This is a genomic window from Pseudohongiella sp. O18, assembly GCF_021729085.1.
GTDB lineage: Bacteria > Pseudomonadota > Gammaproteobacteria > Pseudomonadales > Pseudohongiellaceae > Pseudohongiella.
This window is the reverse complement of the sequence record NZ_JAJSAR010000001.1, coordinates 186144-210687: the sequence shown is the minus strand read 5'-3', so window position 1 is coordinate 210687 and position 24544 is coordinate 186144. Positions and strand designations below refer to the sequence as shown.

At 57.0% G+C, this 24544-nt stretch carries 21 protein-coding genes and 1 pseudogene; 16 read left to right on the top strand and 6 right to left on the bottom strand.

The annotated features are described in order from the left end of the window. Positions 1 to 41 precede the first annotated feature (41 nt). Positions 42 to 2366 carry a penicillin-binding protein 1A gene (locus LVD14_RS00910; RefSeq protein WP_237132146.1) on the bottom strand — a complete coding sequence of 775 codons (2325 nt, stop codon included), beginning with the start codon at positions 2364 to 2366 and terminating at the stop codon, positions 42 to 44. 140 nt (positions 2367 to 2506) lie between these two features. Between LVD14_RS00910 and pilM the strand changes: the two genes are divergently transcribed. The 9 genes from pilM (at position 2507) to LVD14_RS00865 (ending at position 10383) form a co-directional block, all read left to right on the top strand. Further along, entirely contained in the window at positions 2507 to 3496 is a 990-nt protein-coding gene (gene pilM, locus LVD14_RS00905) for a type IV pilus biogenesis protein PilM (RefSeq protein ID WP_237132145.1), read from the top strand. Continuing rightward, complete coding sequence (locus LVD14_RS00900; RefSeq protein WP_237132144.1) at positions 3496 to 4044, top strand: hypothetical protein; 549 nt, start codon at positions 3496 to 3498, stop codon at positions 4042 to 4044. The genes pilM and LVD14_RS00900 overlap by 1 nt, the downstream gene beginning before the upstream one ends. Further along, complete coding sequence (locus LVD14_RS00895; RefSeq protein ID WP_237132143.1) at positions 4041 to 4814, top strand: hypothetical protein; 774 nt, start codon at positions 4041 to 4043, stop codon at positions 4812 to 4814. The genes LVD14_RS00900 and LVD14_RS00895 overlap by 4 nt, the downstream gene beginning before the upstream one ends. Before the next feature lie 55 nt (positions 4815 to 4869). Further along, a complete protein-coding gene (locus LVD14_RS00890) occupies positions 4870 to 6087 on the top strand; it encodes a secretin N-terminal domain-containing protein (protein ID WP_237132142.1) in 1218 nt (405 codons plus the stop codon). A 92-nt stretch (positions 6088 to 6179) separates the two neighbouring features. Next, entirely contained in the window at positions 6180 to 6713 is a 534-nt protein-coding gene (aroK, locus tag LVD14_RS00885) for a shikimate kinase AroK (protein WP_237132141.1), read from the top strand. Then, on the top strand, positions 6710 to 7801 hold the full coding sequence (gene aroB / locus LVD14_RS00880; protein WP_237132140.1) for a 3-dehydroquinate synthase: 1092 nt from the start codon (positions 6710 to 6712) through the stop codon (positions 7799 to 7801). Before aroK ends, aroB begins: the two co-directional genes overlap by 4 nt. 55 nt (positions 7802 to 7856) lie before the next feature. Then, the gene (gene hemE / locus LVD14_RS00875; RefSeq protein ID WP_237132139.1) at positions 7857 to 8921 is read left to right on the top strand and encodes a uroporphyrinogen decarboxylase; all 1065 of its coding nucleotides are present in this window, start codon (positions 7857 to 7859) and stop codon (positions 8919 to 8921) included. Beyond that, a complete protein-coding gene (gene folK, locus LVD14_RS00870) occupies positions 8893 to 9444 on the top strand; it encodes a 2-amino-4-hydroxy-6-hydroxymethyldihydropteridine diphosphokinase (RefSeq protein WP_237132138.1) in 552 nt (183 codons plus the stop codon). The genes hemE and folK overlap by 29 nt, the downstream gene beginning before the upstream one ends. A gap of 132 nt (positions 9445 to 9576) precedes the next feature. Continuing rightward, a complete protein-coding gene (locus LVD14_RS00865) occupies positions 9577 to 10383 on the top strand; it encodes a hypothetical protein (protein ID WP_237132137.1) in 807 nt (268 codons plus the stop codon). On the opposite strand, the gene bioA is transcribed toward LVD14_RS00865, so the two are convergent. The 3 genes and pseudogenes from bioA to LVD14_RS15600 form a co-directional block, all read right to left on the bottom strand. Further along, positions 10384 to 11697, bottom strand: a complete 1314-nt coding sequence (gene bioA / locus LVD14_RS00860) for an adenosylmethionine--8-amino-7-oxononanoate transaminase (protein WP_237132136.1) — start codon at positions 11695 to 11697, stop codon at positions 10384 to 10386. Then, on the bottom strand, positions 11687 to 12139 hold the full coding sequence (locus LVD14_RS00855; protein ID WP_237132135.1) for a ComF family protein: 453 nt from the start codon (positions 12137 to 12139) through the stop codon (positions 11687 to 11689). The genes bioA and LVD14_RS00855 overlap by 11 nt, the downstream gene beginning before the upstream one ends. 120 nt (positions 12140 to 12259) lie before the next feature. Beyond that, positions 12260 to 12475: pseudogene (locus LVD14_RS15600) on the bottom strand (double zinc ribbon domain-containing protein); the annotation flags it as partial. A gap of 162 nt (positions 12476 to 12637) precedes the next feature. Between LVD14_RS15600 and bioB the strand changes: the two are divergent. The 4 genes from bioB (at position 12638) to LVD14_RS00835 (ending at position 17471) form a co-directional block, all read left to right on the top strand. Beyond that, positions 12638 to 13627: a biotin synthase BioB gene (gene bioB / locus LVD14_RS00850; RefSeq protein WP_237133385.1), complete on the top strand. Its 990-nt coding sequence runs from the start codon at positions 12638 to 12640 to the stop codon at positions 13625 to 13627. Positions 13628 to 13647: 20 nt separating this feature from the next. Beyond that, positions 13648 to 14895 carry an 8-amino-7-oxononanoate synthase gene (bioF, locus tag LVD14_RS00845; protein WP_237132134.1) on the top strand — a complete coding sequence of 416 codons (1248 nt, stop codon included), beginning with the start codon at positions 13648 to 13650 and terminating at the stop codon, positions 14893 to 14895. 17 nt (positions 14896 to 14912) lie between these two features. After that, positions 14913 to 15578: a dethiobiotin synthase gene (bioD, locus tag LVD14_RS00840; RefSeq protein WP_237132133.1), complete on the top strand. Its 666-nt coding sequence runs from the start codon at positions 14913 to 14915 to the stop codon at positions 15576 to 15578. A 102-nt stretch (positions 15579 to 15680) separates the two neighbouring features. Then, positions 15681 to 17471 carry an acyl-CoA dehydrogenase C-terminal domain-containing protein gene (locus LVD14_RS00835; RefSeq protein ID WP_237132132.1) on the top strand — a complete coding sequence of 597 codons (1791 nt, stop codon included), beginning with the start codon at positions 15681 to 15683 and terminating at the stop codon, positions 17469 to 17471. A gap of 63 nt (positions 17472 to 17534) precedes the next feature. Here LVD14_RS00835 and LVD14_RS00830 read toward each other — a convergent pair whose 3' ends face one another. Together LVD14_RS00830 and LVD14_RS00825 are read right to left on the bottom strand one after the other, a co-directional pair. Then, on the bottom strand, positions 17535 to 18302 hold the full coding sequence (locus tag LVD14_RS00830; RefSeq protein WP_237132131.1) for a DUF3379 family protein: 768 nt from the start codon (positions 18300 to 18302) through the stop codon (positions 17535 to 17537). 65 nt (positions 18303 to 18367) lie between these two features. After that, a complete protein-coding gene (locus tag LVD14_RS00825; protein WP_272907147.1) occupies positions 18368 to 18940 on the bottom strand; it encodes a sigma-70 family RNA polymerase sigma factor in 573 nt (190 codons plus the stop codon). 129 nt (positions 18941 to 19069) lie between these two features. Between LVD14_RS00825 and dapB the strand changes: the two genes are divergently transcribed. The 3 genes from dapB (at position 19070) to carB (ending at position 24455) form a co-directional block, all read left to right on the top strand. Next, on the top strand, positions 19070 to 19882 hold the full coding sequence (dapB, locus tag LVD14_RS00820; RefSeq protein WP_237132129.1) for a 4-hydroxy-tetrahydrodipicolinate reductase: 813 nt from the start codon (positions 19070 to 19072) through the stop codon (positions 19880 to 19882). A 162-nt stretch (positions 19883 to 20044) separates the two neighbouring features. Continuing rightward, positions 20045 to 21193, top strand: a complete 1149-nt coding sequence (gene carA / locus LVD14_RS00815; protein ID WP_237132128.1) for a glutamine-hydrolyzing carbamoyl-phosphate synthase small subunit — start codon at positions 20045 to 20047, stop codon at positions 21191 to 21193. A 37-nt stretch (positions 21194 to 21230) separates the two neighbouring features. Next, positions 21231 to 24455 (top strand): carbamoyl-phosphate synthase large subunit, encoded by a 3225-nt coding sequence (gene carB / locus LVD14_RS00810; protein ID WP_237132127.1) that lies wholly within the window; start codon positions 21231 to 21233, stop codon positions 24453 to 24455. Positions 24456 to 24544: the final 89 nt, after the last annotated feature.

Here is a 24544-nt window from a genome sequence, read left to right as displayed (position 1 = left end):
GAAAAGTCCGGTCCCGCTACCCAATGCCCTGTCCGCCCTGATCAGAATATGATCTCGGTCGACAGGGTATCTTCGTTATTGCGCTCTTCCACTCTTTCCGGCTGTCGCGGTGTATCACGCACTGACGGTGCGTTCTCGGCCAGGAATACCTCAAACATGGTGTTGGCCTGACCCGGTCTGGCCACCTGACCGGAATCCTCGTCTATTAGAATATCAACAAGCCCTTCGGGCCTTGTCACGCCCCGTTCAGGCTGACCCTGCAAGGCTTTGCTCATGTAGTCGATCCAGATAGGCACGGCAACGGTTGCACCTTGTTCTGATTCGCCAAGCGGTTCCGGCTGGTCCAGACCCACAAATACACTGGTGGCGATATCCGCATTGAATCCGGTGAACCAGAGTTCGGCCGGACCATTGGTGGTACCTGTTTTGCCCATCAGGTCGGAACGGCCCATGTCGCGGTTAACGCGTCGGCCACTGCCTTCCACTACAACGGAGCGCAGCAGTGTGCTGAGAATGTAGGTGACGCGTGGGTCAGTGACAGGTTCCACGTCGCAGTCCAGGCAGGGCTCTGGCGCTTCATAGAGGACGCCATCAAATGTTTCGATTTTCTTGATCAGGGTTGGTGTCAGGGGTTTGGCGCCGTTTGCGATCATGGCATAGCCGGTTGCCATTTCCAGCGGCTGCACATCCTGACTGCCCAACGCGATGGTCAGATCGCCGCGCGGGAAATTGCGGGTATCAAAACCAAAGCGGTCGGCAAAATCGATGACTTTTTCCCAGCCCAGCTGGTCGATCAATCTTACCGCCGGGACGTTGCGGGAATCCTTTATCGCAGTGCGCAAAGTAATCGGACCCACAAAGTTACGTTCGTAATTTTGTGGGCGATAATCGCCGCGTGCAAAGGGTGCGTCATTGATCAGTGTGGCTGGCGTATAACCTGCCTCCAGCGCCGCCCCGTACAGGAAGGCTTTGAATCCAGAGCCTGGGGGGCGACTGGCCAGTGCGCGATTGACCTGGCTGTGTCTGAAATCGTAACCGCCGGTCAGCGCCAGTATGTCCCCGGTATGAGGTGATACAGACACAATTGCACCCTGAACCTCCGGCACCTGACCGAGTTGCCAGTTGCCATCAGGCCCCACGCGAATGCGAATGCGATCGCCGACTTCGACTATATCGCTGGCCTGCTGGGGTGGTGGCCAGGCATTGTTGCGCGTGATGAATGGCCGTGCCCACTCCAGGCCGGGCCACTCAATAGTGGCGATCGAGCCATCGCGCCTGAGCACATCAATGGCGCGCTCCCGAACGCGGGTCACAAACGCAGGCTCGTGATTGCCCAGCGTCGGCACAACATTCAGTTCACTTTGCCAGCGTTCAATCGGGTCATCGCCAACCGGCGGGATATGAGCTTCCGGACCGCGATAGCCATGCCGGCGGTCGTAGTAGTTCTCCAGTCCATTTTGCAGCGCGCTGGTGGCTGCGCGCTGCAGTTCACCGCGGACACTGGTGGTGACTTCGATGCCCATCCGGTAAATTTCGTCGCCGTACTGCTCAAAGAGTTCCTGGCGAACCATCTCCGCTACGTAGGGCGCGCTGACTTCGGCGTTGCGCGTATGGCGGCTGGCCTGGATCGGCTCGGCAATCGCTGCGGCGTGCTCGGCGGCTGTGATCATGCCCTGGTCGCGCATTTTATCGATAACATTATTGCGGCGTCGCTCGGCTCTGTCTGGCGAGCTGACCGGGTTACAAACGGACGGGCATGGCAGCAGAGAGACCATGGTCGCCATTTCGCCGATGGTCATTTCACTGACCTGCTTGTCGTAGTACACAGCCGCCGCCGCGCCAATACCTTCCGCACCCTGACCAAAAAAGACCAGGTTCAGGTACAGTTCCAGTATTTCTTCTTTGGTCAGTTCCTGCTGCAGGCGCAAAGCAAACGGGATCTCCTTCAGTTTTCGCGAGTACACACTGTCGCTATCAAAGGAGATGTTGTTGGCCAATTGCATGGTGATGGTGCTGCCGCCGCCGCGATTTACCCCGGTCACAAAGCCGATAAAGCCGCGAATAAGACCGCGCAGATCCACGCCGGGGTGCGAGTAAAAACGTTCATCCTCGTTGGCAATCAGCGCATTGACCATCATCGGCGGGATGTCTTCATAGCGCAGCGGGTCGCGTCGCACACCAATTTCCTCAATCAGCATGCCATCAGCGGTGAGAATGCGCAGCGGCGTCTCCAGCTGCACATTTCGATAGGTTTCCGCAGGCGGGAGTTGTGGGGCCAGGTATAAATAGCCGGCTGCGGCAACCATGAAGATGCCACAGGCACAGAATACGCCGAACAGGAACAGGAATTTGACTAACTTCTTCATAACAGGCCAGTGAGACTGCGGCTAACCAGTATATAACGGAAACGGAATGATTTTCTTCCCCATTAGACACTAGCCATGCACTGTGCACAACCGCCACATTTGGTCTACAACAATGAAAACATACAGACAAGGATGTCGAGATGTTGGGATTGGATTTGCGAGGCCGGCGTATCAGGGCCGTGGCCATGTGTCAGGCACGGTGCCGGTACAGTCTCCCGGGTCGAATGCGCAGCCCCGGCGATGGCTGGCGTTTTGGAGCTGCTGTGGATATTCCCGGCTCAGAAAACGCGGACAATATGGCGCAGTTGCTGAGAGACAGGGTAAGGCCATTGCTTGGCGAACTGCCCTGGCATCAGCGCCGCGTTGCGCTCTGTGTACCAACGTCCTTCATGCTGACGCATACGGAAAAGGTACCGCGATCCTTCACTGATGAGGATCTGCAGGCGCTGGTCAGGGCAGACTGCGGGCAATGGCTGGGCGTTGATCGTGATGAGCTGCTGATTGACTATCTGTTGGCGGAAACTCAGGCCGAGCGGGGTCTAGGTCGATCGCTGTCTGATGAGTCTGAAACTGCCACCCTGCACATCTATGCCTGCCGCAGGCAACAGCTGCAACGATGGCTGGAGCTCTGCGGCGAGGCGAGACTGCAGCCTTCGGTGCTGGACGTGGAGGGCCTGGCCCTGCTGCGATTCTCTCGACTCTCTGGCGTCGACTATACGCAAAGTCTGTTTCTGGAAATTGATGCTGACGGAATATCCGTACATTTGCTTGCAGAGCAGATGTTGAGCTTCAGTCGCCATTACCCGCTCGGCAATGCGCTTTCGAGTGCCATCGCTGCAGACAGCCCGGCTTCACTGCACTCTGATCAGGGAGGTGGGCCGGAGAGCCAAACCGGCAGACGGATCGCTGCAGAGCTTGGCAAAGTGTTGCAGCGGATCGGGCTGCATACCAGTGTCAGCAAAGTTACCAGTGTGCTGGCCATGGGTGAATTCGCAGCCTTGCCTGTGGTGAGGGCGACTGTTGAGGCACTTGGCCTGCAAGTCTCTGTTGTCAAACGTCCGGCACTGGCGCTGGCGACAGCGGCGGCGATGCGTCGTGGTGTAAATGGCTCGCAGTGGTTCAGATCCTGATGTCTGCCACCGAAGCTGAAATCGAGCTCAACCTTTTGCCCTGGCGGGCGCAAGTGCGCCGGATGCGGCGCATTCGGTTGCTGATTGTCGTGGTCGCCAGTATGGCGGGGGTTGGGGCAGTCGTGGCCTGGGCAGGGACAGAGCTTTGGCGGCAATGGGTGATACAGTCAGCAATCGTCGAGCAACTGCAGGATCGAGAGCGGGCGATGCGGTCGTATTTGCATGAGCAGACCCAATTCGCTGCCGAGGCTGACGAATCTCTTAGCCGTGCTGCGCAGCGCCTGCGATCACGCCGTCGATCAGCGCAGGTATCACAGTTGTTTGCCTTGCTTGCGCCTTTCGATAACGCGGCAGTATTTCAGACAATAGACTGGCAGGACTTTGAGCTCACGATTACAGCATACATCGAGAAGCCAGAAGACCTGCCCGGGCTGCGAAAAGTGCTGGAAACCTGGGCATCGGATGCAGGCTGGCTTTTGCAGACAGAGCCTCCTGTCTATCAGCAGGGCACAGGTGTGCATCTCGATATCCGTGTGTGGAAAACATGAGCAGGGTGTGGGTGCTACTGCCAGCTGCGGTGCTGGCAACTGTGGCCACTGGGCTGGCCGGGCTGTTCCATTGGCTTATGCTGGAGGATCTGGAAGCGGAGCGAATCGGACTTGATAAGGCGCTGTTGAATTTGCAGCAGGAGCTGCAGGCGCAGCTGTCGGACAATGCCGGGCGCCGATCACGCCTCACGCTGACAGGCTGGGCAGCGTCGGCCTGGTTTCCCGGAGCTGGGTACAGCTCACGAAAAGAACCCGCTTCGCCACTCCAGGGCGTCATGCATATGGCGGACCGCCAGGGGCTTAAGCTGCATTCGGTGATGCCAATGCGCAACGAGGAATCCGAAATACAGGCAGGCGAAAGGTCGGGTCTCACTCACACAGAAATCATCAGACCAACCGAAACCATGCTGGTTTTGGATCTGTCTGGATCGCTTGCGCAGACAGCCAGCTTCCTGGCGATGTATGCAGGAGCTGATGCAATCGGGGCACAGACGGCTGTTTTGCATCATTTGCAGTTTGCACGGGACGTCAGCGGAGCTTCAGCTCGCGCCGGACGATGGCAGCTGGTCATGGAGTTTGCACCGCTTACTAGCGATCGCATGGTGCCTGATACAGCCATCGTGAACAGTCATGACCCAAGGTCTGCAGGCGCGGTGCGCCGCGGCAGCCAGAGCTGGTATCTGCTGGTCGATGCTGAGGGTCAGTGGCAGTTATCTCCGCTGTATAACAAGAATGTTGATCACAGGGACGATGCCAATGAGGTCAGGTAAGCGCCGCCGGCGCGAGAGAGCTATAAAGACGTGTTGCCACCTCATACTGCTCCTCATGTCAGCGTCTGTGTATGACGTCCTGTCGGGCAACCGGATGCTGTCAGCGCAGACGGCTGATATTGCCGGGCGAGGGCAGGACTCGGCAGTTGCCGATGAGCACCTGACGCTCGAGTTGACAGCTACGCCTTTGCGGATCGTGCTGGAGATGCTGGCACAGAATCAGAATCTCCAGCTCCATGTCAGCGGTGCGCAGTCTGTCCTGAATCAGGAGGTGGATGTGTCTGCCGGAGCCGCGACATTCGAAGGCCTGCTCTCTCAGCTACTGGAGTCAACTGGATTGAGCCACCGTGTCGATGACGGGGTTCTCTATATTTCAGATTCGGCAGATGTGCAGATCCGTTATATCCAGATCAACTACGCCGACGCTGACGAGCTGCTGGAGCTGATTGCAGGTAATGGCATTCTGAGTGATCAGGGTTCGGTGATGCTGGACCGTCGCACCAATACGCTGATCGTCCGGGATCAGCCCGCAGGTCTGGCTCAGGTAGATGTGCTGTTGACCGAGCTGGATGTGCCAGTCAGTCAGGTCCTGATCGAGGCTCGTATTGTCAGTGCATCGCTGGACACCGGAAGGGAGCTGGGTGTGCGCTGGGGTGCCACAAGTTTGTCGGCAGCGGCAGGTTCGATCGTCGACAATTCGCAGTTTGCCCTTGAGCTCGGGCATCGGGATGCCGGCTCGGTGACAGCGGCTTTGATACGTGACTCGCGGCTGCTCGAGTGGGAGCTCTCCCTGCTTGAGCGGCGCGGCCAGGCCGAACTGATAGCCCGACCCCGGGTCATGACACAGGACAACTCGCCAGCGAGTATCAGCTCAGGTGTGCGAATACCCTATCAGGCCCAGGCGGGCGGGACTGCTGGTGGCTCGATAACACAGTTTGTTGATGCGGTGTTGTCTCTTGATGTCAAACCCCTGATTACGCCCGATGGGCGAATCATCATGGACCTGAGTGTGAGGCAGGACTCCGTGGCTTCAGGCAGTGGTGACACGCCCGCCATTGACACAAACACCGTGCAAACCCGTGTCCTGATCGACAATGAGGACACCCTGGTGCTCGGCGGTATTTTCCGTGAGGAGCAGACCGAGGCCGTGACCGGCACGCCGGGACTGCGTTCAGTTCCTGTCATCGGTCCGCTGTTTCGACGTACCGTAGCGTCGGAGCGACGCACAGAATTGCTGATATTCATCACGCCGACCATCATCCCGGCACCTTAGCGCAGGGCCGCGTTTGTACATGCTTTTGCTTGAGTTTGACAGGCATGCGGGTTAGATTGCGCGCTTGCGTGGCACAGGTCGACGGGTAATCCATGAGCAAGCAGACAAATGTGTTTTTGATAGGGCCCATGGGGGTCGGCAAGAGCACGATCGGACGAATGTTGGCCGCTGCTCTGCATAAACCCTTTCTGGACTCGGATCGCGAGATCGAAGCTGTCACGGGTGCTGACATCCCGTGGATATTTGACGTCGAGGGAGAGGCCGGTTTCCGGGTTCGTGAGGAGCGCATGATCGACACCTTGAGTGCGCAGGACGGTATCGTCATGGCCACAGGTGGTGGCGCCATTTTATCAGCGGTGACCCGCCAGCACCTGAAGCAGCGTGGCACGGTTGTTTACCTTAAAGCCAGTATCGCCCAGCAGTTTGAGCGCACCAGCAAAGATCGCAATCGCCCTCTGCTGCAGACTGCCGATCCGCTGGCGCGTATCAAAGAGCTCATGGCCATCCGTGAGCCGCTATATCTGGAGACCGCTGACCTGATCATTGAAACCAGTCGGCGTGGACCTCGCACGGTCGTGAACGAAATCGTCAATCGCCTGAAAACCGATGGAAATGAAACAAGATGAATGAATTGACTGTCGAGCTGGGTGAGCGCAGTTACCCGATTCTGATAGGTCCCGGTCTGCTTGGCCAGCAGGGCCTGCTGGCGCCCTACGTTAAAGGCGGCCGCGCGCTGGTTGTCAGCAATGAAGTTGTTGCTCCGCTGCATCTGGAGAAGCTGGAGCAGTCTCTGTCGGGCATCGATTTTGATGTGCTGGTGCTGCCTGACGGTGAGCAAACCAAGAACCTTGATACCCTGAATCAGGTGTTTGATCGCCTGTTGCGTGATCGTCATGAGCGCAGTACCACACTGATCGCGCTGGGTGGAGGTGTCACCGGGGACCTGACCGGCTTTGCAGCGGCCTGCTATCAGCGCGGCGTTAACTTTATTCAGGTGCCGACCACGTTGCTGGCGCAAGTGGACTCTTCTGTGGGTGGCAAAACGGGGGTCAATCACCCCCTGGGCAAGAACATGATTGGCGCCTTTTATCAGCCACAGGTGGTGCTGGCTGATATTGATGTGTTGCACACGCTGCCGCCAAGAGAGTTGCAGGCGGGGCTGGCGGAAGTCATCAAATACGGGCTGCTCGGTAATTTCGCATTTTTTGAGTGGCTGGAACAACACATCGATGAGCTGTTGAAGCTGGATGGCAAGCTGCTGTCCGAGGCCGTTCGTATCTGCTGTGAGGAAAAAGCACGGATAGTTGCGGAAGACGAGCGCGAAGGTGGCAAACGGGCCCTGCTCAACCTTGGTCACACATTTGGGCATGCCATCGAAGCGGCCATGGGTTACGGAGTCTGGCTGCACGGCGAAGCTGTGGCTACTGGGATGGTAATGGCCGCTGATCTGTCCTGGCGACTCGGCTGGATAACGCAGGAAGATGCGCAACGAACGCGACGATTGATAGAAAGAGCCGGGTTGCCCGCCGTGCCGCCATCTGAGATCAGCGTCGGGCGCTTTGTCGAGTTGATGTCAGTTGACAAGAAAGTGCAGTCAGGAAAAATTCGCTTTATTTTGCTGCGCAACCTGGGTGAGGCCGTGGTTGATGGCGACGTTCCCGCAGAGCTGCTGCAGCAGACACTGGCGGCCGGCGACGCGCTTTGTCGATCGTAACCGTGTAGAATAACGACCCCTTAATTGCATTACGGACTAGAGGCAGGAGTTGCTGGTGACACCGTTGAAGAATGACAGATTTTTGCGAGCCCTGATGGGACAGGACGTAGACGTCACCCCAGTATGGATGATGCGCCAGGCGGGTCGCTATCTGCCTGAATACCGCGCAACTCGCGAGCAGGCGGGTAACTTCATGAGTCTATGTCAGTCGCCCGAGCTGGCATGTGAGGTCACGCTGCAGCCGCTGCGCCGCTATGCTTTTGATGCTGCCATTCTGTTTTCTGACATTCTGACCATTCCAGATGCGATGGGTCTGGGCCTGTATTTCGAAACCGGTGAAGGTCCCCGCTTCCGCAAAACCGTGCGCAGCGAACAGGACGTTGCGGCCTTGCCACTGCCAGATGTGGCAAGAGATCTGGCCTACGTGACCGATGCGGTTTCTCTGATTCGCCGTGAACTGAATGGTTCAGTCCCGCTGATCGGTTTTTCCGGCAGCCCCTGGACACTGGCTACGTACATGATCGAGGGCAGTGGCAGCAAAGATTTTCGTCATGCCAAGGCGATGATGTACAACCAGCCAGAGGTGCTGCATGCCCTGCTGGACAAGCTGGCACAGACCGTGACTGCCTATCTGAATGCACAGATCGCGGCAGGTGCCCAGGCCGTGCAGATATTCGATACCTGGGGCGGAATTCTCAGCACGCCTGCGTACCAGGAGTTCTCGCTCTCCTATATGAAAAAGATTGTCGCCGGGCTGACGCGCGAGGCAGACGGTCGGCCGGTTCCCGTTATCCTGTTCACCAAAAATGGGGGTCTGTGGCTGGATGAAATTGCTGGCTCAGGTTGCCACTGTGTGGGTCTGGACTGGACCATGGAGATTGGTCGGGCGCGCGAACTGATAGGTGACCGTGTCTGCCTGCAGGGCAATATGGACCCGGCAGTGCTGTATTCATCGCCGGCAAGTATTCGCGCAGAAGTGTCACGCATTCTGTCGTCCTTTGGCTCCGGCAATGGTCATGTCTTCAACCTGGGTCATGGTATTACGCCTCACGTGGACCCGGATAACGTGTCTGCATTTGTTGACGCTGTCCATGAGTTGTCTGTCGACTACCATCGCTGATTGGCTTCGCCAGTCTGGTCAGTCGACAGATCAGGCGGCGGGGCTGGCCCTGATCGGGCTGGGTGCCAACCTGCCTTCTCTGGCAGGTGGCCCGTCAGACACCCTGGTTGCGGCAAAGCGGCATCTTGATGGCCTGTCTGCCATACCTGTTCTTCTATCGCCAATCATGACAAGCCGGCCAGTCGACTGTCCGCCGGGCAGCCCTGACTTTTGCAACGCAGTTGCTGTTGTACTGCCCAAAGGTGATTGCACTCCGATGCAGCTGCTGTCAGACCTGCACAGTATCGAACAGGTCTTTGGCCGCCAGCGCTCCGGCCTGCGTAATGAGGCAAGGCCTCTCGATCTCGATCTGCTGGCCTTTGGTGGTGCCGTCGTCGATGACGATAAACTACAGCTTCCGCATCCCCGGGCGACTCAGCGCGAGTTTGTGCTGATGCCCCTTTCCCAGATCTGGCCGGACTATCGATTTCCGGGTTCCGACCAGACCGTAAAATCCCTGCTGACAGCGCTGTCAGACTCTTGATACTGGATTGCAACTCTGTATACTGAAAGGCCGATTGATAAAAACCAAAAGCCATTCGGCCTGGACATGGAACCACAGAAATTGACTTCGCGAGCACTGCGACATATTGCCCGAACAGGGATCGTGACAGCTATGATGCTGGTCGCGCCGCATGTGTTCGCGCAATCTCAGCAGCTCAATCATGCCGAACCAGGTACGCTGCAGATCGCAGACAGTCTCTCCAGTCTGTCTGCCGTGAGTCAGGAACAGGCCAGCACACAAGCAGCCTCACAGGTGGATTCATCGCCTCTGGGTCAGGTGGCTGAAGATCTGTTGATTTCTCCGGCCTTACGGCTGGATGCATTCCCGGCGCTCAGCGCCACCGACAACACCCTGCAGGCAGTTGATGTCAGTCATGAGCGTGCCTTGCTGATTGGTAATGGCCAGGTACCGGGGCTGGATGTGAGCGCCTCCTACGTCTGGGAGTCACCACGCTTCGGGCAGTTTGTTGTCAGCACCAATACCAGTTATGTATACAACACCCGCATCACTGATGCGGTCAGTGACACGGTGGCTGCGCGCACTGCTCCTGAAAACGCCGCCCTGTTTGGCAAAACACCAGAGCTGCTTAGCAGCGTAACGCTGACCTGGCAGTTTGGTAATCACTCTGCCACAGCAGTGACCAGCTACAATGACCGGCTTGATCACTTCGGGCGTCTGAATGTCGGGCAGCTGAATCTGGATCAGCTCAACGAGCTGGTCGGACAGATGACCACTGTTGATCTGCGCTATGGCTATAATCTGTCAACAGGTCGACAGAGTAATGCCTCATTCTCATTGGGTGTGCGCAACATGTTTGACCGCCGCCCCGTAAACTCTCTTCGCCCGGGGTCCGTAACTGGCGGCAACCCGGAAGGCTCGGAACATGTTGCCTACGGTACAATCAAGTATCAGTTCTGATTAACGCCCTGTTTGGCTCCCGCTGTCTATTTCCGCCACGACTGTCCGAATCGCCCCGCACAACAAGTCCAGCTCTGAATCAGTGATGATATAAGGCGGCATGATATATATCAGCCGGCCGAATGGGCGTACCCACACGCCCAGTTCCACAAAGCGTTGCTGGATCCAGCGCATATCAACCGCTTCCTGCATTTCCACCACGCCGATCGCGCCGAGGACTCTTACATCGCTGACGGCATCATGGTGTCGGCACGACTCTAGCGATGACCGCATTCTCGTCTCGATCGCAGTGACCTGATCTTGCCAGGGATTTGCCAATAACAGCTTGATCGATGCGCAGGCCACGGCGCATGCCAGTGGATTGCCCATAAAGGTTGGGCCATGCATGAACGGCAGCCCTGCCTGCCCGATAGTGTCGGCCAGCTTCTCCGTTGTCAGCGTTGCGGCCAGCGTCATGTATCCGCCCGTCAGCGCTTTGCCAACACATAGTATGTCTGGCGTAATGCCGGCATGCTCGCAGGCGAACAGCTTCCCACTGCGGCCAAAGCCTGTGGCGATTTCGTCGGCGATCAACAGTACATCGTATTGATCACACAGGATACGGGCCTGCCTGAGGTATTCTGGCGAATAGAAAAACATGCCGCCAGCGCCTTGTACCACTGGTTCAAGAATGACGGCGGCCACTTCTTCGTGATGTTGTTCCAGCAATGACTGCAGGCTTGTGATATCGGTCTGATCCCACTCGGCTTCAAAGCGACAGCGCGGTGCGTCGGCAAACAGCTGTTGCTTGAGCGTGCTGGAAAACAGGGTATGCATGCCGGTGACCGGGTCGCAGGCTGACATGGCGGCAAAGGTATCGCCATGGTATGCGCGGCGCAGACTGATTAATCGATGCCGCTGCGGCCGGGCTTTGGCATGCCAGTATTGCAAGGCCATCTTGATGGCGACTTCGACCGCGATCGAGCCAGAGTCAGCCAGAAACACCTTGCTCATGCCGGCCGGGCAGATATCCAGCAGCTGTTGTCCAAGCCTGATGGCTGGTTCATGAGTCAATCCACCAAACATAACATGCGACATTGACTGAAGCTGTTCAGCGGCCGCCTGGTTAAGTGCCGGGTGATTGTAGCCATGAATGGCTGCCCACCAGGAGCTCATTCCGTCAATCAGTGTCCGGCCATTGGCCAGATGCAGTTTGCAACCACTGGCCGCGCTTACCAGTTGCGCAGGCAGCGGATCAGTCATCGAAGTGTAGGGGTGTAAAATGTGTTTGCGGTCAAAATCCAGCAGTTGCTGCGATTCGGCGTTATAGCTCATAAGTGTGAGTATCAGACAGGGTCAGGTTTCGTTGGGCCAGCGCCCAGACATCGATTCGTCGGGCGCCGGCATCACGAAGGACGCGGGCCATATCCCGAGTGGTTGTTGTAGTCGTCACAACGTCATCGATGATGGCGACGTGCTTGCCATATGTCAACCTGCATGATTCATTTGTAGTGAACAACTTGCCCAGATTGGCGAGTCTGGCTTGAGAATTCAGTGCGCGCTGGGCATGTTTGCCCGGCAATCGTTGGCAGGCCTGTCGCAGAACCCGTATCCCCAGCCGTCGCCCTGCACAATCAGCCAGAATTGATGCCTGGTTGAAGCCACGCATACGCAGGCGTCCTGCATGCAGGGGTACTGGCAGCAGCAGCCCGGGCTTGGTGGAGGCAACAACCTGATAGTGTACCGACATGGCGTCAGCCAGCAGTCTGCCCAGCACACGCCCCGCCTGGAAAGCTCCGTTATCCTTTAACCGCGAGATCTGGCGCGATATGGGCTGTTGGTAGCTGAACACCGCAAAACATCTGTCAAATGGAGGGGGGGCGCTGCGACAGCGATGGCAGAGAGGTTCCTGCTCGCCATCGGTTTCTGACACGACGCCACACCGGAGACATCCCGGCGCTTGCCAGGGAAGTGAGGCGAGACAGCGATCGCAGATTCCTCGATCAACGCCCTCGAGTCCCAGGCAAAACAGACAGGGTTCGCCCAGGAGGGTGCTGGCCGCGCGTTGAAGTCGCTTGCTGATACTCCTGAAATGAAATGGATTGTAAATCAAAGTGCACTCATCTGGTTGACAATGTTCTGTCCGGACTTAGAATTGGACGCTTTCCAATCGAGTATAGCCAGCGACCCGCCATGTCGCTGTGGCACAAGGATTTCACCCATTATGACTGATAAGGTACAAGCCATCCGCCAGGCATCACTGTCCGACAATGCCATGCCAGCGACAGGGCTTCGCAATGACTGGACGCGCAAAGAGATTCAGGCGCTTTTTGACCTGCCTTTTATGGACCTGCTGCACAAGGCTCAGACCATCCATCGTACCCATTTCGATCCCAACAAAGTGCAGATGAGTACGCTGTTGTCGATAAAAACCGGCGCCTGCCCGGAGGACTGCAAGTACTGCCCGCAAAGCGGCCACTACAACACAGGTCTGCAGAAAGAGAAGCTGATGGAGGTCGAAAAAGTCGTGGCGCAGGCTCGTATCGCGCGCGATCGCGGGGCTTCGCGCTTCTGCATGGGTGCTGCATGGAAGCATCCCTCGGAAAAAGATTTTCCCTATGTGCTGGACATGGTAAGGCAGGTGCGAGAGCTGGGCATGGAAACCTGCATGACACTGGGGGCACTGAGCAGCGAGCAGACTGCTGCGCTGGCAGAGGCAGGGCTGGACTATTACAACCACAACCTGGATACCTCACCGGAATACTACGGCGAGATTATCACTACTCGAAGCTACCAGGAGCGCCTGGAAACCCTGGGTCGAGTCCGGGACGCTGGTATGAAAGTATGCAGTGGTGGCATTGTTGGTATGGGTGAAAAGGCCGAGGATCGCGTCGGGCTGTTGCAACAATTGGCCAATATGCCAGTGCACCCTGACAGCGTTCCGATCAACAATCTGGTCAAGGTCAAAGGCACCCCGCTGCAGGATGTCGAGGAAATTGACCCCTTCGATTTTATCCGCACCATTGCGGTGGCGCGCATCCTGATGCCACAGTCCTACGTCAGGCTGTCGGCCGGCCGGCAGCAGATGAACGACCAGACCCAGGCATTGTGTTTCATGGCTGGTGCCAACTCGATATTTTATGGTGACAAGCTGCTCACTACGCCGCTGCCGGAAGAGCACCGGGACATCGCGCTGTTTGATCGTCTGGGCCTGCAGCCTGAACGACCGATTACGGGTGACCATCGCTTTTATTCTGCCGTTTGAGCGGCCGGTTAATGCCTGACATGAGTAATCATTCCAGGGGCTCTGCGCTGCTCCTGTCGCGCCTGCAGTCCAGTCTTGCCCAAAGGCGCGAACAGCAATTACTTCGCACGCACCTGGTCCGTGGCAACGCGGATCAGGTCACCATGAGTGTCGATGGTGAGGAGCTGCTTGGTTTCTGCAGCAATGACTATCTGGGGCTGGCCAATCATCCGGATGTTATTGCGGCACTTCAGAAGGGGGCGCGCGATTATGGCGTTGGCAGCGGTGCTTCGCATCTGATCACAGGTCACTGCCGCGTTCATGATCAATTGAGTGAAGAGCTGGCGGCATTCACTGGCAGAGAAAAAGCCCTGCTGTTCTGCAGTGGTTACATGGCCAATGTGGGCGTCATAAACGCACTGACTGAACCCGATGGACTGGTGCTGCAGGATGCATTGAATCACGCGTCCCTGCTGGATGGCGGCTGGCTGAGTCGTGGACGCAGCATCCGTTACGCACACAGTGATACAGACAGTCTGGAACTGGAGTTGAGGCAGGCCGCAGCCGCCCCATCCAGGCTGATCGTTACTGACGGAGTCTTCAGCATGGATGGCGATTGCGCGCCGCTGGCGCTGCTGGCAGAGATCGCCGATGAGCATCGCGCCGCATTGATGGTCGACGATGCCCATGGGCTGGGTGTGCTGGGTAGAAATGGCAGTGGCACGGTGAGCGCAGCGGGTCTGTCCCAGACGCAGGTGCCGATTCTGATTGGGACACTCGGTAAGGCATTTGGTACTGCCGGTGCATTCGTTGCCGGTGATGCAGTGCTTATCGATTATCTGGCACAATTCGCCAGGACTTACGTGTTTACCACGGCGATGCCGCCAGCTCTGGCAGAGGCGACCCGGGCCAGTCTGAAGCTGGTGGTCGGCGAGCAGTGGCGGCGCGATCGTCTGCAGCAACTGATTTCAGGTTTCAGGCGCGGGGCCGCAGAGCTGGGACTTGTTCTGCTGCCATCGGAGACGCCGGTACAGGCAGTCATGATGGGTTCTGCCGAGGCGGCCGTCAGAGCCAGCCAGCTGTTGCGCGCTCAGGGTGTGCAGGTCAGTGCTATCCGGCCACCAACTGTGCCGCAGGGGCAGTCGCGACTGCGCATTACTCTGTCAGCAGCTCACAGTGACGAACAGCTGTATAGGTTGCTGCATGCTCTGGAATCAGTTCAGCGGCAATTGTTTTCAATGGGTCAACCAGCTGCGCTTACTAAGGCTGGTCAGGAGGTGCGGATTTGAGGCGAGTTGCCGTTTTTGTGACTGGAACTGACACCGAGGTGGGCAAAACCCGAGTAGCTGCAGCATTGTTGGCGGCGGCCAGACAGCGTGAGCTGAACACGGCGGCCATGAAGCCGGTTGCGTCGGGTTGCGAGGAGATAGACGGGGAGCTGCGCAACGAAGATGCCCTGACCTTGCAGCGCTTCTGCAGTGCCCCACTAAGTTATCAGGAGATCAACCCGGTCGCTCTGCGATCGGCAATCGCACCACATCTGGCAGCTGCCGAGCAGGGCCGAAGTCTCAGCCTGTCCCGCCTGGTGGGGCTGGCGCGCGGCGTTTTGATGGCGCCGGCAGATTTTACTGTAATCGAGGGCGCTGGTGGCTGGCGTGTACCTCTGAACTCGCGCGAAATGCTGTCATCGCTGGCGGTTGAGCTCAAGCTGCCAGTTGTTCTGGTGGTGGGCATTCGTCTCGGATGTATCAATCATGCAGTGCTGACGGCAGAGGCGATCCGGGCTGACGGAGTACCGTTGGCGGGCTGGGTCGCCAATCATCTGAGTGAGGCGGACGAAGTTGCTGATGCCAACGTGGCAACTCTGCAGTCGCTCTTGCCAGGACCGTTGCTGGGGGTCCTGCCGTTTGAGCCAGGCGCAGACCCCGGGCAGGTTGCCCGTCATCTTGATCTGGACCCGCTGCTGAGCTGAGCTGCGTCCGACAAGTTGACGTTGACGTTAACGTCAGGTCTCGGTAAGTTATCGACTCGCATTCCCTTTCAATCCAACGTTCCTAAGTGAGTGGAGTCACCTGTGCCAGATTACAAAGCCCCCGTGCGTGATATGAAGTTTGTCCTCCATGAGGTGCTGGGCGCCGAGCAACTGTTGGCGTCAATGCCAAAAACCAGTGAGGTAAACGCCGAGCTGATGAATACCGTTCTAGATGAGGCAGCAAAAGTTGCAGAGACACTGCTGGCGCCACTGAATCGGCAGGGCGACGAGATTGGCTGTCGCTTCGAAGAGGGCAAAGTGACAACGCCGCAAGGCTTTGTGGAGGGATATCGCACCTTTGCTTCCGGTGGCTGGATCGGTCTGTCTGGTGACCCGGCTTATGGCGGCCAGGGCATGCCCAAGATGCTGTCAGTCTGTTTTGAGGAAATGATCATGGGCGCCAACAGCTCGCTGGCGCTGTACGCTGTCCTCAGCGCTGGCGCGACACTGGCGCTGGCCCGGCACGCCAGCGACGAGTTGAAGCAGGCCTATCTGCCGAAACTTTACGAAGGCAGCTGGAGCGCCACCATGTGCCTGACTGAGCCACATGCGGGCACCGACCTGGGTATTATCAAAACACGCGCAGAGCCGCAGGCAGACGGCAGCTACAAGCTGACCGGAACCAAGATTTTTATCACCGGTGGCGAGCATGATCTGACTGACAACATCATTCATATGGTGCTGGCCAAGCTGCCTGATGCGCCCCCTGGTCCGAAAGGCATCTCACTGTTTCTGGTCCCCAAACTGATGCCTGATGCTGACGGTAATCCGGGTGCAGCCAATGGCGTCAGCTGCGGTTCGATTGAACACAAGATGGGTATAAAGGGGTCGGCAACCTGCGTGATGAACTTTGACGACGCCACGGCCTATCTGATTGGTGAGCCGCACAAGGGCCTGACCTACATGTTCACGATGATGAACTATGAGCGACTGACTATTGGGCTGCAGGGTCTGGGTCTGGCAGAAGCCTCCTACACCACGGCAGCTGAATATGCCAAAGAACGAATCCAGGGTCGCTCGCCGGCGGGCCCTGAGCAGCCAGAGAAGGCTGCCGATCCGCTTCTGGTTCACCCCGATGTGCGACGCATGCTGTTGACCATGCGGGCCTATACCGAAGGTGGCCGTGCGCTGGCTGCCTATGTGGGTAGCCAGCTGGATATCGCCTACTTTCACCCGGATGCGGCGCAGCGTGACCGAGCCAGTAAACTGGTCGCGCTGTTGACGCCAATTGCCAAAGCCGCCTTCACTGATCGTGGTTTTGAGGCGACTGTGCTGGGGCAGCAGGTTCTGGGGGGGCACGGCTATGTGTCCGAATGGGGGCAGGAGCAACATGTAAGGGATGCCCGAATTGCGCAGATTTATGAAGGCACTAATGGCATTCAGGCACTGGACCTCATGGGCCGCAAGGTGGTTTTTGATCGTGACGGCCTGTTGGCCGAGATGTCAGCTGAAATTCGCGCTTTTGTGGAGAAGGAAAAGAGCGGACGGGTTGCCGCTTTTGCAAGCGTCCTTGCTGACGCCGTTGATTGTCTGGAAGACACTGCCAACTGGGTCAAACAGGCCAATATCGATAATCCGCATGAAGTTGGTGCTGCATCAGTGCCGTTTCTGGAGCTGATGACTCTGGTGCTTTACTGCTATATGTGGGCGCGGATGGTTAAAACTGCTGAGCAGGCACTGTCTGACAAATCAGGGGATACGGCGTTTTACAATGCCAAGATCCATGTGGGCTGCTTCTTCCTGGATCGGCTGATGCCGCGCTATAAAGCTCTGTCGGCAGAAATCAAGGCGGGCAGTGACGTGCTGATGGCGATGGATGCCGAACTGTTCTGATTGAATGGTCGACGATGAGGGCCGCACCTGCGCGTCGGGCGCCGGTGCGGGCATTATCAGATGTCAGATTGACCAATGCAGATGGCTGACCATTAACTGCTCATAATAGTCCAGCGATTCGTTCTTTTCCCCAATCACTGCAATATTGCCCTGGCTCAATGGGATGATGCGACCCTGAAACCGCTCGTCTTTCAGATTGACGCGCGTGCTGACCGGGGTGTTGTCTACAAAGATGATGGATACTGGCCCGTGTTCGCCGCGGGCTACCAGATGGGCGCCATGCTGCGCGCCGCCAAGTCCGCAATAGTTGGCAAAGGTCATGTGCAATGCCCGTGTCGCATCGTCCATCACCAGAGAAGCGCCCGCATCAGTCAGTACCCGTTCGACCTGCTCCCAGGCTATAGCGTCGCTGTTGCTGAAGCTGGGGGCTTCGCTGTACAGGTGTTCGACAAGTTGATCGTGAAACTCCAGGTCCTGCGCGCTTGGGCGGTTCGGCAACAGGCTCAAGCCAAGGCCGGCAGTGATCACCATGCTGGCTGCCAGCGCATAGGCACCGCGGCTGCGGAATCGCCACCAGGGCTGGTTTGCGGCTGGGATGTCGCTAACGGTGTTGCTCCGTGAAGCCTCACCGTGGGTCTGCTCAAGCAGCCGCTGACGCAGGCCGTCAGGTACCCTGATAGCGCTGACACTGGCCAGCAGCTCATCGTCCAGGGCGCGCAGTTCTGCGACTAACTTCTGTCTGGACGGGTCAGTGGCAATTGCCGAGATAAAATCCGCCCGGTCGTCCCTCGGATTGCTGTACGCCCGGGTCCGGAATTCCAAATCATCCATAGTTGTTTGTATGCTCTCTGATGTTCGCCGATCGTATTGTTGTTTTGCTGCTCTTGAATGCCGGATCAGTCGACAGTGACATCCTCGCCGGTGTCTACTGCTTCGTCATCCTGTAACACTGCCTTTAGCTTGCTACGTGCCCGGAACAGCCGAGTCATGACCGTGTTGTTATTAAGATCGAGAATTTCGGCAATTTCTTTCCCGCTAAAGCCGCCGATTACCTGCAATAACAAAGGGTCTCGATAATCCTTGTCCAGCTGCATGATGGCCTGATGCAGCTCCACCTGTTTTTGGCGCTGGTCTGGCTCCATCTCATTTTCTTCAGCGACAGACACATCCTCTATATCGACCAGCTCGGGGCGGTAGCGCTCATACATGCGCGCATTCTCGCGCCGCAAAATAGTGAATAGCCAGGCTTTGGCTGCTCCCTGGCTTTGCAGGCTGTCGAAAGACCGCCAGGCGCGCAGAAAGGTCTCCTGCACCAGGTCTTCAGCGACACTTTGATTGCGTGTCAGCCAAAATGCGTAACGATAGACATCCTGATACAGCTCATCAACCATCGCCTGATAGCGTTGACGTCGCTCGTTGTCGGGTCCTGAGACCGTAGATTTACTCATTTTATTCCGTGCTGACTCCATATTCGGTTTCTAGCTTAGCTGACTGTCGTGCCGTTGACCATGGCAGCGACCTATTAGTGCCCCGAGGTGTTATCGCGTTATACTTCCGACCTTCATTCCGTCCATTCCAACATGAGTAATATCAAGTCAATGATTCGTATAGCAATTGCCGGCGTCGCAGGGCGCATGGGACGCACGCTGGTACAGGCCGTTGTCGACAAGAACGATGTGGCAGTCGTGGGAGCCGGTACAACACTGCCGGACGACCCCCAGCATGGCCAGGATATCGGCCTGATTGCAGGCACCGGTGTATTGGGAGTGGCTGCAAGCGCCGCGCTGACCGACTGCGTGCAGGACTTCGATGTTCTGATCGACTTCACCTCGCCTGAGGCGACGCTCGAACATCTCGGCATCTGCCAGGCGGCTGGCAAGGCCATCGTCATCGGCACTACCGGTTTTACGCCGGATCAGAAGCAGCAGATCAGCGCCGCGGCTGGCAGCATGCCGGTGGTAATGGCGCCCAATATGAGTGCTGGCGTCAATATCAGTCTCAAATTGCTGGAGCTGGCGGCACGGGCGATGGGTGATGATGTGGACATCGAGATCGTCGAAGCCCACCACCGTCACAAAAAGGACGCGCCATCCGGTACTGCACTGCGCATGGGTGAGGTGATTGCTGATGCGCTGGGTCGCAAGCTGGACGAGGTGGCAGTATACGGCCGGGAAGGTATCAGCGATGAGCGTGATCGCAAGACCATTGGGTTTGCGACCATTCGCGCAGGGGATATTGTAGGTGATCACACCGTCATTTTCGCGGGCAACGGGGAGCGACTGGAGATCACACACAAGGCCAGCAGTCGCATGACATTCGCCAGTGGCGCAGTCCGTGCTGCCATCTGGCTATCCGGAAAATCTCCGGGGCTGTACTCAATTGATGATGTGCTGGGACTTAATGTCGGATAAAGGCCAGATTCGTCATAGACAGTATGGCATCGGTTTCCGTATAATTACGCCTCAGTATGATTAACACTGAGCACAACACTAGACAGATTTTTTGAAAAAGCGGAATGAGAGACAGCTTTCATTCCGCTTTTTTTCGCCTGTCTACTTATCCGGGAGATCACATTGAATAATCCAGCAGTTCTGGCCCTTGAGGATGGTAGTGTCTTCAGAGGCAGGGCTATCGGTGCCCTGGGTCTGGCGAGTGGAGAAGTGGTATTTAACACGGCAATGACCGGTTATCAGGAAATATTGACTGACCCTTCCTACGCGAGACAGATTGTTACACTGACCTATCCTCATATCGGCAATACCGGCACCAATGCCGAAGATAATGAATCTGATCGCGTCTGGGCCGCAGGCCTGGTCATCCGCAATCTGTCAATGACTGTCAGTAACTGGCGCAGCGAGCAGAGTCTCGAAGAATTTCTGAAAGACCAGAATGTTGTGTCGATTGCAGAAATTGACACGCGTGCACTGACGCAGCTGTTACGCGACAAAGGTCCTCTCAATGGCTGTATTCTCAGCGGCGACATGCTGGCTGAGAAAGGTGAACAGTATGCCATCGACCAGGCCAAGGGTTTCCCTGGGCTGAAAGGTATGGATCTGGCCAAAGTGGTGTCAGTGAAGTCACCTTATGAGTGGACGCAGGGTGAGTGGCGTCCGGGTGGCGAAGGTTATCCGGAAATGCAGCACGAGAAACCCTTCCATGTGGTGGCCTTCGATTACGGCGTTAAGCGCAATATTCTGCGCATGCTGGCGCAGCGCAACTGCAAGGTGACAGTCGTGCCGGCGCAGACTCCGGCCAGCGAAGTGCTGGCCATGAATCCCGATGGCATATTCCTGTCCAATGGCCCCGGTGACCCGGAGCCCTGCGATTACGCAATCGCTGCGATCCGCGAAGTACTGGAAACAGATATTCCGGTATTCGGAATCTGTCTGGGCTGTCAGCTGCTGGGCCTGGCCTGTGGCGCCAAAACCGTCAAAATGCAGCTGGGGCATCACGGCGCCAACCACCCGGTACAGAACCTGGACGATGGCACGGTGATGATCACCAGTCAGAACCATGGTTTCGCCGTGGATGAAAAAACGCTGCCGGCTAACCTGCGGGCAACGCATCGATCACTGTTCGATGGCACCCTGCAGGGCATCGAGCGGACAGACAAGCCAGCATTCGCATTTCAGGGGCATCCGGAAGCCAGTCCCGGTCCGCACGATATTGCACCGCTGTTCGACAAATTTGTTGACCTGATGGAAAAACGCGCCGCGCGATGATCCGCCGGCCAACACAACATACAGATACGGTTCAGTTATGCCTAAACGTACAGATATCAAAAGTATCCTGATCATCGGGGCCGGTCCGATTGTCATCGGCCAGGCCTGTGAGTTTGACTACTCGGGCGCCCAGGCCTGCCAGGCGCTGCGCGAGGAAGGTTTCCGCGTCATTCTGGTCAACTCCAATCCCGCAACCATCATGACCGATCCGGCGATGGCCGATGCGACCTACATCGAGCCGGTAACCTGGCAGATCGTGGAAAAAATCATCGAAAAAGAGCGTCCTGACGCCATATTGCCAACAATGGGAGGTCAGACGGCGCTCAACTGCGCGCTGGATCTTGAAAAGCATGGCGTGCTGGCCAAGTACAATGTCGAGATGATTGGCGCGCGCGCCGAGTCAATCGACAAGGCAGAGGACCGGGAGCTGTTCGATGACGCGATGAAAGCCATCGGGCTGGCAACGCCACGCCACGGCATTGCGCGCAGCATGGAGGAGGCCTTCAAAGCGCTGGATGAAGTGGGTTTCCCCTGCATTATTCGTCCCTCGTTCACAATGGGCGGCACTGGTGGTGGTATTGCCTATAACAAGGAAGAGTTTGTTGAAATATGCACGCGTGGTATGGAGCTGTCCCCTACCAATGAGCTGCTGATTGATGAGTCGCTGATTGGCTGGAAAGAGTATGAGATGGAAGTTGTCCGCGATAAAAATGACAACTGCATCATCGTCTGTACCATTGAAAACTTCGATGCGATGGGTGTGCATACCGGCGACTCTATCACGGTGGCGCCGTCACAGACCCTGACGGACAAAGAATTCCAGATTCTGCGAAACGCGTCGATTGCGGTACTTCGCGAGATCGGTGTGGAAACCGGTGGTTCCAACGTTCAGTTCGGTATGTGCCCAAAGACCGGCCGGCTGGTAGTTATCGAAATGAATCCACGCGTGTCGCGTTCATCGGCGCTGGCGTCCAAGGCAACCGGCTTCCCGATTGCCCGCGTTGCAGCCAAGCTGGCTGTGGGATTCACACTGGATGAGCTGCGCAATGAAATCACGGGTGGAGCCACGCCCTCCTCATTTGAGCCATCCATCGACTATGTGGTTACCAAGATCCCGCGCTTCACCTTTGAAAAATTCCCGGAAGCCAATGACCGCATCACGACCCAGATGAAGTCGGTCGGTGAAGTCATGGCGATAGGTCGCACCTTCCAGGAGTCGCTGCAGAAAGCCTTGCGTGGACTGGAAGTAGGCATCAATGGTCTCGATCCGATTCTGGATACGGGCGTCAGTGATGCCATGGATATCCTGAGAGGCGAGCTGATGGATGCGGGCAGTGACCGCATTCGGTATGTGGGCGACGCTTTCCGGCAGGGCTGGTCAGTTGATACCGTGGCTGAGCTGACGGGCATCGACCCCTGGTTCCTGGCGCAGATCGAAGACCTGATCAAGGATGAGCTGAACATAACGCAGCTGCGCCTGCAGGATCTGAACAAGGAACAGCTGTTTGCGCTGAAACGTAAGGGTTTCTCGGATGCACGCCTGGCTGATCTGCTCGCTGAGACCGAACAGGCTGTGCGCGAGTGCAGGCATTCTCTGGGTGTGCGGCCGGTCTACAAGCGCGTTGACACCTGTGCCGCCGAGTTCAAGTCAACAACCGCTTACATGTATTCATGCTACGAGCCGGAGTGCGAGTCACGGCCCAGTGACCGGAAAAAAATCATGGTGCTTGGCGGTGGTCCGAACCGCATCGGTCAGGGCATTGAGTTTGACTATTGCTGCGTGCACGCGGCACTGGCGATGCGGGAAGACGGTTACGAGACCATCATGGTCAACTGCAACCCGGAAACTGTTTCTACAGACTACAACATCTCCGATCGCCTGTACTTCGAGCCGGTAACGCTGGAAGATGTACTGGAGATTGTGGCAGTCGAAAAACCAGTGGGTGTGATAGTTCAGTTTGGCGGCCAGACACCGCTCAACCTGGCGACCCGACTGGAGCAGGCTGGCGTACCTGTCATTGGTACCAGCCCGGATGCCATCGATCTGGCCGAGGATCGTGAGCGCTTCCAGAAACTGATCCAGAAGCTGGGCCTGAAGCAACCACCGAACTGTATCGTGCGCAGCGTCGAACAGTGCATCGCAGAAGCCGAGCGTATTTCCTACCCGCTGGTCGTGCGTCCGTCGTACGTGCTGGGTGGTCGCGCGATGGAGATCGTCTATAACGAGGAAGAACTCAATCGTTATATGCGCAACGTCGTCAAGGTCGGCAATGACAGTCCGGTGCTGCTGGATTACTTCCTTAATGCCGCCATCGAAATCGATGTCGATCTGGTCAGCGACGGCAAGGATGTCGTCGTCGGTGCCATCATGCAGCATATTGAGCAGGCCGGTGTTCACTCAGGTGACTCAGCGTGCTCGCTGCCACCGTACAACCTGCCGGCGGATGTTCAGAATCTGATTCGTGAGCAGGTTGCCAGCCTGGCAAGAGAATTGAACGTGGTTGGCCTGATGAATACGCAGCTGGCCTACCAGGACGGTGAAATCTATGTGATTGAAGTCAATCCGCGTGCCTCGCGTACCGTGCCGTTTGTGTCCAAGTGCATCGGTGTGTCGCTGGCCAAGGTTGCGGCGCGCTGCATGGCCGGTACATCACTGGCGGAACAGGGCTTCACCAAAGAGATCATACCGAAAACCTATGCAGTTAAAGAGGCTGTGTTCCCGTTCAACAAGTTCCCGGGTGTAGACCCCATTCTGGGTCCGGAGATGAAATCTACCGGCGAAGTAATGGGTGTTGGTGAGACTTTTGCGGAAGCCTTTGCCAAGTCGCAGCTTGGTGCCGGTGAAGAAATTGCCCGCAGCGGCACGGTCTTCATCAGTGTTCGTGAGGCAGACAAACCCAAAGTGGCGGCGGTTGCCAGACGCTTCCATGAGCTGGGCTTCTCGCTGGTTGCGACGACAGGCACGGCGGCGGTCATCGAGGCAGCGGGTCTTGAGGTCAAGCGTGTCAACAAGGTGATGGAAGGGCGTCCTCATGTTGTTGATATGATCAAAAATGAGGAAATTGACCTTATCGTCAATACAACCGAAGGCAAGCAGGCGATCGCCGATTCATCAACGATTCGCCGGACTGCTCTGCGACATGATGTGTTCTGCACGACGACACTGGCCAGTGCCAGCGCAGTGTGTGATGCATTGGCATTCGGTGATCAGCTTTCCGTCTACACCCTACAGGAGCTGCATGCGCGCCTGACGGTGAGCTGATTCCTGGTGGCTGGACAACGCAGTCCAAACTAAGCATTATATAGAGTCGAGAGTGCTGGCGGGGCTTCCCTGGGGAAGTCCCGCCGGTA